This window comes from Pseudomonas sp. GNP012, assembly GCF_054343835.1.
The window spans coordinates 4,276,130-4,289,376 of record NZ_JBTGUU010000001.1 but is presented as its reverse complement, the minus strand read 5'-3'; the positions used below and the strand labels follow the sequence as shown (position 1 = coordinate 4,289,376).

9 protein-coding genes are annotated in these 13,247 nt (G+C 60.6%); 2 read left to right on the top strand and 7 right to left on the bottom strand.

The window, feature by feature from the left end:
• Position 1: 1 nt before the first annotated feature.
• Positions 2-715 (top strand): lipopolysaccharide kinase InaA family protein, encoded by a 714-nt coding sequence (locus ACXX83_RS19295; protein WP_217836265.1) that lies wholly within the window; start codon positions 2-4, stop codon positions 713-715.
• 2 nt (positions 716-717) lie between these two features.
• Positions 718-945 carry a hypothetical protein gene (locus tag ACXX83_RS19290; protein WP_080925402.1) on the top strand — a complete coding sequence of 76 codons (228 nt, stop codon included), beginning with the start codon at positions 718-720 and terminating at the stop codon, positions 943-945.
• 179 nt (positions 946-1,124) lie between these two features.
• Here ACXX83_RS19290 and ACXX83_RS19285 read toward each other — a convergent pair whose 3' ends face one another.
• From ACXX83_RS19285 to ACXX83_RS19255, 7 genes are all read right to left on the bottom strand, one after another.
• A complete protein-coding gene (locus ACXX83_RS19285) occupies positions 1,125-4,151 on the bottom strand; it encodes a multidrug efflux RND transporter permease subunit (RefSeq protein WP_458549368.1) in 3,027 nt (1,008 codons plus the stop codon).
• Between the two features lie 13 nt (positions 4,152-4,164).
• Positions 4,165-5,313, bottom strand: coding sequence for an efflux RND transporter periplasmic adaptor subunit (locus ACXX83_RS19280; RefSeq protein WP_217836263.1), 1,149 nt, complete (start codon positions 5,311-5,313; stop codon positions 4,165-4,167).
• Between the two features lie 199 nt (positions 5,314-5,512).
• Positions 5,513-6,613, bottom strand: a complete 1,101-nt coding sequence (locus ACXX83_RS19275) for a DUF1513 domain-containing protein (protein ID WP_217836262.1) — start codon at positions 6,611-6,613, stop codon at positions 5,513-5,515.
• Between the two features lie 14 nt (positions 6,614-6,627).
• Positions 6,628-7,692: an imelysin family protein gene (locus tag ACXX83_RS19270; RefSeq protein ID WP_458549367.1), complete on the bottom strand. Its 1,065-nt coding sequence runs from the start codon at positions 7,690-7,692 to the stop codon at positions 6,628-6,630.
• Positions 7,693-7,719: 27 nt separating this feature from the next.
• Positions 7,720-9,147, bottom strand: coding sequence for a di-heme oxidoreductase family protein (locus tag ACXX83_RS19265; protein ID WP_458549366.1), 1,428 nt, complete (start codon positions 9,145-9,147; stop codon positions 7,720-7,722).
• 278 nt (positions 9,148-9,425) lie between these two features.
• On the bottom strand, positions 9,426-10,769 hold the full coding sequence (locus tag ACXX83_RS19260) for an imelysin family protein (RefSeq protein ID WP_458549365.1): 1,344 nt from the start codon (positions 10,767-10,769) through the stop codon (positions 9,426-9,428).
• Between the two features lie 227 nt (positions 10,770-10,996).
• The gene (locus tag ACXX83_RS19255) at positions 10,997-13,048 is read right to left on the bottom strand and encodes a putative bifunctional diguanylate cyclase/phosphodiesterase (RefSeq protein ID WP_458549364.1); all 2,052 of its coding nucleotides are present in this window, start codon (positions 13,046-13,048) and stop codon (positions 10,997-10,999) included.
• Between the last annotated feature and the right edge of the window lie 199 nt (positions 13,049-13,247).

Genomic DNA, 13,247 nt, shown 5'->3' with positions numbered 1-13,247 from the left:
GATGGCAGTGCAGTGTGCAGCAGAAACGGAAGTCGTTCCCCAGGACCGCTTCGATTACTTCTGGAATCAGCGCGGTGAATGGGTAGAAGAGCCCAACGTCCGTCGCGGCGGGGAAAGCGGCGTTCAACGCCTGATGGGCAGTGATGGTCAACTGCTCTACGTCAAGCGCCAGACCGGTCATATTCATCGTAGCTTGCAGCACCCTTTCGGGCGGCCTACGGTCATGCGCGAGCATGCCGCGCTCACCGGTGTGACCGCGCTTGGCGTACGGGTTCCGGAAATCGTTTTCTGTGGGGCACAGCGCGATCCTGTGCACAAGTGGCGTGCCTTGCTGGTCACCAAGTCACTGGACGGCTTCGAGGAAATCGAGCACTGGTACGCCGGTGGCGGTCGCGAGCGCCATGGTGAAACCGTACACGAACGAGTGCTCAAGGACCTGGCTGAAAACCTGGCCCGTATGCACAAGGGCCGCTGGCAGCACGGTTGCCTTTACGACAAGCACGTATTCGTTCGCGTGACCGGTGAGGGCGAGACGGCCAAGGTCGAAGTGGCCCTGATCGATCTGGAGAAATGCCGACAGCGTTTGACGGCCCGCCGCGCAGCTGTCCATGACTTGAAGCAACTGCGTCGCCACTCGTCGTTCAGCGACGCAGACTGGAAAAAGCTCGTCTACTTTTATGAGGCGGCGTTTGGCAGCGCTATCAAGGGTTTATAGCGATGAAACTCGAAATTGCACGAGGTTTGTTTCTGGTAGGAGCCTTGGCAGTTGCATCGATCGCGATGGCAACCTGGGAGCAACCACGCCCCCAGGTTCTCAGCTCGATAAACGCAGAAGAACATTGTCCGTTGCCGCGGGTTGCGAAGGCATCCGTGGCCACTCGACCCGATCATGATCTATTGCTTTTCATGTTCGGACTTTCTCAGGGACTGAGGCCGCAAAGTTGAACCGATTGAAGCCAAAATGAAAGGCCTCGCACCTGCGAGGCCTTTTTTTGCCCGGATTTTCAACCTGCACGATTCAATGTGGGAGCGGGCTTGCTCGCGAAAGCGGCTCAACATTCAACAACGATTTTGTCTGACACACCGCTTTCGCGAGCAAGCCCGCTCCCACAGGTCTTTCTGCATCAGGGTTTATCCGGTTTGGCCAGCATCGTGTAGATGCAAGGCAACACAAACAGGGTGAACAACGTGCCGATCGACATGCCGGTCGCGATGACCGTGCCGATGTCGAATCGGCTGACCGCGCCAGCACCGGTGGCGATGATCAAGGGCACCATGCCGAACACCATCGCCGCGGTGGTCATCAACACCGGACGCAGGCGGATGGCCGCCGCTTCCTCCACGGCTTCCCGCGCCGTCAGGCCCTTGTCCTTGCGCAGCTGGTTGGCGAACTCGACGATCAGAATGCCATGCTTGCTGATCAACCCGATCAACGTCACCAGACCGACCTGGGTGTAGATGTTCATGCTCGACCAACCCAGGAACAGCGGAATCAACGCGCCGCAGATAGACAGGGGCACGGTGACCAGGATCACCAGCGGGTCGCGGAAACTCTCGAACTGGGCCGCCAGCACCAGGAAAATGATTGCCAGTGCCAGGGCAAAGGTGACCCACAGGGCGCTGCCTTCCTGTATGTACTGCCTCGACGCGCCGGCGTAGTCGAAGGCAAAACCGACCGGTGCCTCTTCGCGGGCGATCTGGCGCACGAGGTCGATGGCTTCCCCCATGCTCACCAGCGGCACGCCGGACAGGATGGCGGAGTTGAGTTGTTGGAACTGGTTCAGCTGTCTCGGTCGAGCGCGGTCGGTGACCGTGATCAGGGTCGACAATGCCAACAGCTCGCCCTGGGTGTTTTTCACGTAGTAATTGTTCAGCCAGCCCGGATTGTCGCGGAACGTTCGCTCGACCTGGGCAATGACCTTGTAGCTGCGACCTTCGATGGTGAATCGGTTGATCTCGCCTTCACCCAGCAGAGTTGCCAGGGTTCCCCCCAGATCCTGCATGGAAACCCCCATCTGCGCTGCCTTGGCGCGGTCGATATCCACCACCACTTCCGGCTTGTCGAAGGCCAGGTCAACGTCGACAAACGCAAACTTGCCGGATTCCATCGCCCGTTTTTTTACCCGGTCGACCACTTGCAGCAGCAGTTCGTAATCGTTGGAGGAGTTGATGACGAACTGAAACGGCAAGCCTTCGCCGGTGCCCGGCAGGGACGGCAGGTTGAAGCCGAAGATCTGCAGCCCCGGGATCTTTTCCAGTTTGGCCTGCACCTCGGGCAGGATCTCCATTTGCGTGCGACTGCGATCGTCCCATGGCTTGAGCAGGAAACCGCCGATGCCCGATTGCACGCCGTTGAAACCGTTGATCTGGAACGATGAGTAGTACTCGGGAAACGCCTTGAAGATCGAGATGAACTCGTCGGTGTAGGTGTTCAGGTAGTCGAGGTTGGTCGGTTGCGGGGCGTTGGCAATCATGAAAATGATGCCCTGGTCCTCATCCGGCGCCAGTTCCGATTTGGTGAACTTGAGAAGGACCGGAATCAGGCACAACACGATCACGGCGAACACCAGCACCACCGGTCGGGTGTTGAGGGTGCCGTGAAGCATACTCTGGTAGCGGCGCTTGAGGCGTTCGAAAATCATGTCCAGGCGATGGGCCAGGCCACTGGGGTTTTCGTCGTGGCGCAGCAGAAACGCACACATCATTGGCGACAGGGTCAGGGCGACTATGCCGGAAATCACCACCGCGCCGGCCAGGGTCAGGGCAAACTCCTTGAACAGCGCCCCGGTCAGGCCGGTCAGGAAACCGATCGGCGCATACACCGCCGCCAGGGTGATGGTCATCGAGATCACCGGCATGGCGATTTCCCGGGCGCCTTCAATGGCGGCGTCGAACGGCGTCTTGCCTTCCTCGATGTGGCGATGAATGTTTTCCACCACCACAATGGCGTCGTCCACCACCAGGCCGATGGCCAACACCATCGCCAGCAGGGTGAGCAGGTTGATGGAGTACCCCATCATCTGCATGAAGAACATGACGCCGATCATCGACAACGGGATGGTCACCACCGGGATCACCACCGAGCGCAGGGCGCCAAGGAACAGGAACACCACTACGATCACGATCAGTACCGCTTCGAACAGGGTCTTCACCACTTCGTCGATCGAGGCCTGGATGAACAGGGTGGCGTCGTAGGCGATTTCACCCTTGAGGTTCGGCGGTAGCTGGGCCTCAAGTTCCGGCATGATCTTGCGCACTTCCTTGATCACATCCAGCGGGTTGGCGGCAGGTGTCGCCTTGATGCCGATGTACACCGAAGGGGTGCCACCGAAGGAGCTGATGGAGTCGTAGTTTTCCGCACCCATTTCCACGCGCGCCACATCGCGCAGCAGCACACGGCTGTCGCCATCGACCTTGAGCGGAATCGCCCCGAAGGCTTCGGCGGACTTGAGTTCGGTATTGGCGTTGATGCTGGTGACCACGTATTCGCCTTTCACCTCGCCGGCGGCCGAGAGGAAGTTGTACTGGCGCACCGCGTTGGTCACATCGCTGGCACTGAGGCCGAAACCCGCGAGCTTCACCGGATCCAGCCACAGGCGCATGGCAAATACCTGGTTGCCGAGGATTTCGGCCTCGGCCATGCCGGGCAAGGTCGCCAGCTTGGGCTGGATCACCCGCGACAGGTAATCGGTAATCTGCGGGTTGCTCAATTCCTTGCTGAAGAAACTCATGTACATCAGCACTGACGCATTGGCAGATTCTTTGCTCAGCACCGGGTCTTCTGCGTCCTGGGGCAACTGGTTCTTGACCTCGTTGGCCTTGGCCAGCAGTTCGGTAAACAGGCGGTCGCTGTTGGAGCCGATGCGCGCGTAGATCGAGATCACCGAGAAATTCTGGCGACTGACCGAGGTCATGTAGTCGATGCCCTCGGCGCTGGCCAGGCTTTGCTGCATCGGTTGGGTGATGTAGCCCTGGATGGTCTCGGCGTTGGCCCCGGGGTAGGCGGTGGTCACCGTGATCAGGGCGTTTTCCATTTGCGGGTACTGGCGCAGCGGCAGCTTGCTCCAGGCCTGGAAGCCCAGCAGCACGATCAACAGGCTGACCACGGTAGCGAGAACCGGACGGCGGATGAACGGGTCGGTAAAAGCCATGGAAATTCCTTGATCAGTCCGCGCGTGGCGGGCTGTTCTGCCCGGCCTGGGTCTTGTCGTCGCTGATGGCAATGTGCGCGCCGTTATCCAGTTTGAGCTGGCCGGCGGTCACCACTGTCTCGCCGCTCTGCACACCTTTGATGATCATCACTTGCCCATCACGGCGTTCGCCGGTCTCGACAAACCGCCGTTCGGCGATCAGCACCGGTTGGCCCTTGTCGTCCTTTAGCAGGCTGCCATCCTCGGCCTTCTTCGGTACGGCCACATACACCGAGTTGCCGTAGAGCGTGTAGGTAATCGCGCTTTCCGGCACCACGATGCGCGGTTGCGGGTCGGGCAGGAGCACCTGGAGGTTGGCGAACATGCCTGGCATCAACTTGCCATCGGGGTTGGCCAGGGTGGCGCGGACCTGCACGTTACGGGTGCTGTTCTCGACTTTGGGGTTGATTGCACTGATGGTGCCCGGGTACTCCTGGTTCGGATACGCCGCGACAATGACCTGCACTGGCTGGCCGAGTGCAATCTTCGGCACCGACTGCTCGGGCACAAAAAAGTCCACATACAGGCTACTGAGGTCTTGCAGGGTGGCGATCATGGTACCACTGGCAAGATAGTCGCCAACGTCTACCTGCCGAATGCCGATGGTCCCGCTGAAGGGCGCGAGGATGCTTTTTTTGCCGAGCGCAGCCTTGAGTTGATTGACCGTGGCCCTGCTCTTCTTCAGCACCGCCGAAAGTCGGTCGAACTCGCCTTTGGAAATGGCCTGGCTGCCGACCAGTTGGCTACCGCGACCGTAATCGAGCTGTGCCAGCCCGAGGTCGGCCAGAGCCGTTTCCAGCAGGGCACTTTCAACAGCGCTGTCGAGGCGCAGGAGTGGTTGACCGGCCTTGACCTTTTGCCCTGACTCGAACTGCAAGTCGATGACGGTGCCATCGGTCTCCAGGCTCAGGTCCACGCCCTGCAATGCCTTGAGCGTGCCAACGGTAGGCAGGCGGGCTTGCCACGGGCGCTCGGTGGCGGTGGCCACGGCAACGCTGATGGCCGGTTTAGGCGCAGAGAAGCCTTGAACCATCGTGTAGATCGAGAAGGCTTTGTACGCGGCCAGGACCAGCACAATCAGTAGAACCACACCCAACATGATCAGCATGCGGCGACGCAGCATATTCCAGTTCCTTGGAGAAAATCAGGTGAGACAGCAGGGCACATTACCGGGAGTGTAGAGGTAATCCAACTGCCGTTTTTACAGGTTGCGAGGTATTAGAGGGGGGAAAGCCTGAAAAGATTCGCCGTCTCGGGTCGCGCTGCGGGGTGTACGTCATCCCGATGCCGGCGCGGCCCAAGGCGGCGATCTTTTCAATGATTCAAGCCATCAGATGCAGATGGTTGTCCCAGAGCCCTGCGGGTAGCTCCAGCGGTTTGGCGACCAGGTTTGTCTGGCGGCAGTCGTAATAGCGGCAGCGTCCCTGGCCCGAGGTCACGACAAAACCATCGGCCACGGCCCCGACCCCGGCGCAATCGGGCAGGGGGGCATCCAGGCGTACTTCACCGCTGTCCAGGTCCCAGATGAAAAAACGATTGCCTCGCGGCGCAGTCAACGCCACCAGGCGCAAGTCGTTGTGCACCGCGACGCTGGCGGTGTAGTGCCCCATGGCCTGCAACTGGTGCTCGGGCACCGGGAACGCCACGAAAGGCTGACCGGGACGCTTGATCGCCAACAGCTCCGACGACTCGTGGGCTGGGCCCATGAACTGTTGGCTGGCGACGATGGTGCCATCGCTAGCGACGGCCAGATGGCGCACGCTGTTCATCTGCTGGGCGAGGGTTTCCTTGCTCAGCAGGGTGCCATCACGTTGCATCAGGACCAGGCTCGGTTCCATGGCGTTGAGGTTCATTTCCACCCGGCTTTCGGCCTCGGTGCGAATCCCGCCGTTGGCCACCACCAGGGTTTCGCCATCGGGCATCCACGACACCTGGTGCGGACCCAGGCCGTGGGTGGAAATCTCACCGCTGTGCACCAGCCTTTCGCCTTCGAACTTATACACACCGAGCAGGCCGCGGCCTGGGTCGGTGGTGTCATTTTCGGTGGCGTACAGCCAGTCGCCGCTGTGGTGAATGACCGCGTGTCCGTAGAAGTGCCGGTTTGGCTGCGACACCACGGTTTGCAGGAGCGCGCCGTCGCGCAGGTCGATCAGGTAGCTCTCGGTGCCCGGACGGCGGGCGACGAACAGCGCAATCGGCTGTGTCGGGTGGTTGATGATGTCGTGGCAACGCTGGCCGACCCGGGTGGCGAACACCTGGGTACCATCGAGCCGATAACCGACGGCGTAATGCTGGCCATCGGTATCGTCCCGTGCCGAAAGCAACAACGGACTCTTGTCCTTTTGCTTGAACAGCTTCCAGCCGCCCAGCGTCACCGCGCCCAGCAGCAAACTCCCTAATGTCAGAACCTGGCGTCGCAGCATGGAACTGGCCCTCATCAGTCACCGTCGTTGGCGTTGAAGCCCAGCTGGATGCCCAATGCCTTGGCCAGATCAGCCTCGTGCAGGCGATGGACGACGTTGAGGCTGTCATACAGCTCGTTGAGTTGCTGGCGGCCGGCCTCGTCATTGAGCATGTCGGTCAGCGAGCGCTGGTTGCCGGCAAACAGTTTCAGCGAGGCGGCATAGGCGGCATCGATCTTGTCGGCCAACGGCTTCTGCTCGCTTGGCAACAGTGCGCGCAGGCCTTTGTTATCCACACCTTCCCAGACTGTTTTGGCGGCCGCGAGGCTGGCTTCGAGGCTGGTCAGGGACGACTGGCTGCGCCAGGCATCGGCCTGGAACGGTTGCGGCACGCCCTTGCTCTGGCGACCCATCGGCGTGCCGAGTTTTTTCTTCAGGGTGTCGATGGCGGTGACTTGAACCCGCAGCAGATCGGCGATCGCTTCGTGGGAGTCGGCGTAACGCTGGTTGGGGAATTTGCTCATCTGCGCGAGCATGCCGTCAGTGTTGTTCCAGGTTTGCAGAATCTCTTCGGCCAACTGTTTCTGGCGTTCGCCGATGGCGATCAGCAGTGGGCAGTATTTGCTCTTCTGCTCAGCGTTGGCCACGTCAGGCTTGCTGTCGAACAGAATGTATTCGTAGGCCGAGAGGCCCTGCACCACGACACTGGACTTGGCCAGCGCTGCAACATCGATCTGCGGCTGGGCGCTGACCAGTTGCTCGACCTGACGGCCGACCAGGTTTTTCTTGTCCGGCCAGAACTGCACTTGCCACGAGCGGTTGCCTTCGGCCAACGGCCCGATCAGCAGCGGTTGCAGCTCGGCCCAGGCTTTTTGCGCATGCAGGAAGTCGGCACGGGCGGTTTCCAGGGTTTCCTTGCCTTCGCAGTAGGCGAGGGCGCTGACTGCCAATTGACGGTCGGCTTCAACCCAGCGGGTGTAGGTCGGCAGGATCACTGACTTGGCGATGGCCGCCGACGTGACCGCTTGCGGATCCTGGGGCGAGCAGGCGCCCAGGGCGAGGGCGGCAAGGCTGGTGAACAATAGTTTGGGACGGAACATGTCGGGCTCCCGCGAGTGGAATGCGTGTTAAAGGGAATTCAGGAACGCCAGCAACGCGGCGCGCTGCTCGGCATTGAAAGACAAAACCTGTTGCTGCGCCGCTGTTGCCTCGCCGCCATGCCAGAGCACGGCTTCGAGCAGGTTGCGGGCGCGGCCGTCGTGCAGGAACTGGGTGTGGCCGCTGACCGCCTGTGTCAGGCCGATGCCCCACAACGGCGGGGTGCGCCATTCGCGGCCACTGGCCTGGAATTCGCTACGGTTGTCGGCCAGGCCGTCGCCCATGTCATGCAGCAGCAGATCGCTGTATGGCCGAATCACTTGATTGGCCAGTTCAGGTACGGCGGCGTTGGCGGCGGTGGTGTATTTCGGTGTGTGACAGGACTGGCAGCCGGCCTGATAGAACAGGGTTTTACCGGCCAGCACTTCAGGTGCGTTGACGTCACGACGGGCCGGTACGGCGAGGTTACGGCTGTAGAACAGCACCAGGCGCAGGATGTTATCGCTGACTTCCGGCTCGCCATCGGGGCCGTTGCCACTCGGTGCCTGTTTGCAGGCGGTTTGCGCGTCCGTGCAGTCATCAAAGGGCCGCAGGCTGGTCGTGAGGCCCATATCGCCCGAAAACGCGTGAACATTTTGCTGATTGAGGTTCGGTTGTCCGGCTTTCCAGCCAAATCGTCCAAGCACTGTCTTTTGCCCTGCGTCATCCCAGACCCGGTTCGGTCGTCCGCTGATGCCGTTGTTCGCCTTGGCCTGTGCCTCGGCGTTGGCCAGGATCGCCTCGTCAGGGATCGCCTCGAGCAGGCCCAGGCCAATCATCGGCGGCGCTACGCGCGCCGAGAAACGGGTATCGGGATGCATCGGACCGTAGCCCAATTGGGTGATATTCAGGCTCGGTTTGCGCAGCTCGACTTCGGTGCCGTCCTTGAAGCGAACCGGCACGGCGGTGTAATCGACCCGCACTTTGCCTTCGGGGGCCACACCGGGTACGGCCATGTCCTGGAACTGACCGCCGTAGACGGGCTCCGGCACCACGCCGATCTGCTCGATGACCTTGGCATACGCCGGGGCGTCGGGAATCGACAGGCGTACCAGCATCGATACGGCGTTCACATCGCCCGCAGTTGGCGGATGGCCGCGGCCGTCCTTGATGTGACAGCCCTGGCAGGCATTGGTATTGAACAGCGGACCGAGGCCATCGCGCGCAGTCGTCGTCGAAGGGGCGATCACCCAAGGACTGCGGAAGAAGCTGTTGCCGACGCTGAAATCCACACGCCGGGACGGCGGCAGGTTCGCCGAGGGCATGGAAAACGCGTTCTGATCGCTCTTGCGCACCGTCGCACTGCCTCCGGAGCGGGCTTCACCGGGTTCTGCCTGGGTGAATTTCGGGGCGTCATCGCAGGCACTCAGGCCCAGGGCCAGAAACAGTGCGGACAAGCGAAGAGGCAGCGAGGGCATCAGGGATCCTGCAAGACGAGCAAAACAAGGGCGCAAAGTCTAACAGGGGATAAGAATTTGAATAAGAGGAATTATCGTTTGCTTGATGTGGGGCAGGGTTTTTGGCTTACCCATTACCCCTGTGGGAGCGGGCTTGCTCGCGAAGGCAGTGTGTCAGTCCCCATGGAGATTGCCTGACACGACGCTTTCGCGAGCAAGCCCGCTCCCACAATGGGATGTGTGTAGCAGATATGAAAAAGGCGACCCGAAGGTCGCCTCTTTCATTCAGCCAGCGTTGATCAGAATTCGTGATCAGCGTTGTCCGGGTTCAGGTCGTTGATGCCCAGTTTGCCAGCGGCGGCTTCGATCGAACCGGTCTGCTTGACCAGCGCAGCGATGGCGTCACGGACGATCTGATTGCCTGCGGTGTTGCCGGCAGCGATCAACTGGTCGTAGTGCTCGCCCTTGTTGGCGTGGTCGACCATGACTTGAAGCTTGGCTTCGGTAGCGGCCAGGTCGTCTTTGAGCGCGGTGTCGGCAGCCGGATCGGCCTTGGCCACCAGGGACGACAGGCTGGCGCCGGTCATTTTGGTGCCGTCGACACGGGTGTATTCGCCCAGGTACACGTTACGAATGCCCTTGGCATCGTAGAAGTGCGAGTTGTGGGTGTTGTCGCTGAAGCAATCCTGTTCGTCTTCAGGGGAATTAGCTTCCAGGGAAACCTTCATGCGCTCGCCCGCCAGTTCGCCCAGGGACAGACTGCCCATGCCGAACAGCATTTTGCGCAGGCCGGTTTCAGCCGGTTCCGCTTCCAGGGTGGCGCGGTAGTTGTCGGCCACGTTCGGCTTCCAGTTGCCGACCATTTCTTCCAGGTCGCTGACCAGCAGCTGAGTCACGGACTTCAGGTAGGCACGACGACGATCGTTGTGACCGCCGGTAGCGCCTTTGCCTTCCAGGTAGTCCGAAGCAGGACGGTTGCCGGCGCCAGGGCCGGTGCCGTTGAGGTCCTGGCCCCAGAGCAGGAATTCGATGGCGTGGTAACCGGTGGCGACGTTGGCCTCGGAGCCGCCCAGCTCGTTCAGGCTGGCGAGTTTTTCCGGGGTGATGTCTTTGACGTCGACCTTGTCTTCGCCGATCTGCACTTCAGTGTTGGCGATGATGTTGGCGGTGGCGCCCGGGTTGCCCAGGGCGTGCTCGTAGGACTTGTCGACGTAGTCGATCAGGCCTTCGTCCAGCGGCCAGGCGTTCAACTGACCTTCCCAGTCGTCAACGATGGTGTTGCCGAAGCGGAACACTTCGCTCTGCAGGTAAGGCACGCGAGCGGCAACCCAGGCAGCCTTGGCGGCTTTCAGGGTGTCGGCGTTCGGTTTGGCGAGGAAGGCGTCTACCGCGGTTTGCAGGGTCTTCGCGGTGGATTCGGCATCGCTGTAAACGGCGAAAACGATGTCGGCGTAGTGAGCGACAACGGCTTTGGCGGCGGCTTCGTCGACTTTAGCGGCAGCGGCAGGCGCAGCAGCCGGGGCGGCCGCGGTGCTGGCAGCTGGCGCAGGCGCGGCAGCTTTTTCTTTGTCACCTTCGCCGCAACCGGCGAGGGAAATAGCGATGGCCAACAGACTGGCGGTAGCCAGAGGCATACGAATCATGGCGAACATCCTGCTTCGATAGGGGTGGAGTGGCGCTATGCGCACGCAAAACTGCGACATAATGCAAATCTTTCGCATTATGTGTAAAGGGTTGTAGGTGGAAATATTTCTTATTCACTGTAGGAGCGAGCTTGCTCGCGATGGACGTCAACGATAACGCTGGGAACCTGATACCCCGCGGTGTTCTCAAGTTCATCGCGAGCAAGCTCGCTCCTACAGGAGGGGGGTTACAAAATAGCGGCGTTGCTGCGCTGGGCCTGTTTCAAATAGAGGCCCAGTTCCCGCGCCGGCAATGGCTTGCTGTAGTGATAACCCTGACCTTCGTGGCAGCCTTCGGAAATGATGTAGGCCTCTTGTTCGGCGGTTTCCACACCTTCGGCAATTACCTGCATGCCCAGGCTCTTGCCCAGCTGGATGATGGCGCGAACGATGGTTGCATCGTCGTCGTCATCGAGGAGGTCCTGAACGAAGCTCTTGTCGATCTTGATCTTGTCCAGTGGCAGGCTCTTGAGATAGCTCAAGGATGAATAGCCGGTTCCAAAGTCGTCGATGGCGATCAGCGCACCGGAGCGGCGCAGGCTGAGCAGATGCTGGGCCGCGGTGCTGATGTCTTCCATCAGGCCGGTTTCGGTGACTTCCAGTTCCAGGCTGCGTGGCGGCAGGCGGTACATTTGCAGCAGGTTGTTGACCACCCGTGGCAGTTCGGCGTGGTGCAATTGAACCGTGGACAGGTTGACCGCCATGCGCAGCTCACTGAAGCCCTGGTCATGCCACTCGCGTAATTGTTTGCAGGCCTGGTCCAGCACCCATTCGCCGATGGCGATGATGGTGCCGTTCTGCTCGGCCAGTGGGATGAACAGGTCCGGCGGCACCATGCCGTGCTCGGGATGCTGCCAGCGAATCAGGGCTTCGACGCCCACTACGCGGTTGTCGCGGTAACTGATCTGCGGCTGGTAGACGAGGTAGAACTGATTGCGGACCAGCGCATCGCGCAGATCTTTTTCCAGCTCGCGGCGGCGGCGCATTTCGGTGTCGACGCTGGCGATATAGAACTGATAGCGGTTGCGCGAGCGGGTCTTGGCCAGTGTCATGGTCTGCTCGGCCTTTTGCAGCAGCTTCTCGGTGCTGTCGCCGTCCTCGGGGAACAGGGTGATGCCGATGGTGGCGCGCAGGCGAATCTCCTGATGGTCGAGGGCAAACGCCGCTTCCAGATCATCGAGAATGCTTTGTGCCAGCTCGGCGGCTTCGTAGGGTTGTTCGATATCAGCCTGGACCAGGGCGAACTGGTCGCCGCCGAGGCGGGCGAGGGCACCCAGGCGACCGCTATGGCCACGCAGGCGATCGGCCAGGGCCAGCAGCAGCTGGTCGCCGGTCTGGTAGCTGAACTGCTCGTTGATGCCCTTGAAATCGTCGAGGCCGACACACAACACCGCGACCCGGCGCTGCAATCTGCCGGCGTCGATGAGGATCTTGTCCAGTTGCTGCTGCAATTGCTGCCGGTTCGGCAGTCCCGTCAGAAAATCGTACTGGGACATGCGCAACAGGCTGTTTTCCGCCTCGTGGCGCAGATGGGTGTTGCGTTCGATGGACTCGAGCAACTGGTTGGCGGTGTTGATCCAGATGCCCAGTTCGTTTTTCTCGTGGCCCTTGAGCAGCGGAATCTTGTGTTCGCTGGGACGATCCGGATTGATTTCCGTGAGGTGCTCGATGATCCGCGACAGCGGCTTGGTCAGCAGCCAATGATAGACCAGATACAGCACCAGCCCCATGGCGAGCGCGCGCAGTACGCCGGAAATGAAGATGATCACCGAGTTGACAATGAACCCTTGGCCGTAGGTGGCGGTATCGAGGGTGATGCTCAGGTCGCCGTAATACTCGCTGTAAGGCCCGCGACCGACCAGCTGGGTGGTGAAGGTGCGTTCCTTGCCGAGAATCAGGTCGGTCAGCCAGCGGCTGTGGGAGTGCTGCAGTTCGCGGGTTTTTTGCGCGAGCATGGCTTCGTTGGGATGGCCGATGGAGGCCTTGCGCACGGCGGCATCCTGAAACAGACCTTCGATCACCTGCATGCCCATTTCCCGGTCCAGGCTGTAGACGGCTTGGGTCGAGGGGTCGCGAAACATGTCGAGGATGCGTTCGGCATCGCTGGCGACGGCCTGGCGTGTTTTATAGGCATCGAACACGATCTGCGCGCAGCTCAAGACCACGCCTACGATCAATGCCGACAGGAGCACGACCCGGAGCAACTTCACCGACAAGCTGTTCTTGAGTTCCAGCTTCAAAGGGTTATTCCTTGTTCCGTGCGGGTAGCATCAAGTTGCCATGAGTATTGGCAATCCCGTGATGGCAGTCAAAGGGACAATCATCCTTGGGGGATTTTGCCTGCAGCTTGGCTGATTTGCAGTTGTCTTGACGAGTTAGCCTATTAGCACTGTGTCGGTTGTCGAGTCCTTCAACTTTAGGGGTGGGGGTGCAGATATT

Excerpts from the sequence above, each read along its gene's own strand:
- ACXX83_RS19295 (WP_217836265.1), top strand. The coding sequence starts at position 2 with ATGGCAGTGCAGTGTGCAGCAGAAACGGAAGTCGTTCCCCAGGACCGC.
- ACXX83_RS19290 (WP_080925402.1), top strand. The coding sequence starts at position 718 with ATGAAACTCGAAATTGCACGAGGTTTGTTTCTGGTAGGAGCCTTGGCA.
- ACXX83_RS19285 (WP_458549368.1), bottom strand. The coding sequence starts at position 4,151 with ATGGCTTTTACCGACCCGTTCATCCGCCGTCCGGTTCTCGCTACCGTG.
- ACXX83_RS19280 (WP_217836263.1), bottom strand. The coding sequence starts at position 5,313 with ATGCTGCGTCGCCGCATGCTGATCATGTTGGGTGTGGTTCTACTGATT.
- ACXX83_RS19275 (WP_217836262.1), bottom strand. The coding sequence starts at position 6,613 with ATGCTGCGACGCCAGGTTCTGACATTAGGGAGTTTGCTGCTGGGCGCG.
- ACXX83_RS19270 (WP_458549367.1), bottom strand. The coding sequence starts at position 7,692 with ATGTTCCGTCCCAAACTATTGTTCACCAGCCTTGCCGCCCTCGCCCTG.
- ACXX83_RS19265 (WP_458549366.1), bottom strand. The coding sequence starts at position 9,147 with ATGCCCTCGCTGCCTCTTCGCTTGTCCGCACTGTTTCTGGCCCTGGGC.
- ACXX83_RS19260 (WP_458549365.1), bottom strand. The coding sequence starts at position 10,769 with ATGATTCGTATGCCTCTGGCTACCGCCAGTCTGTTGGCCATCGCTATT.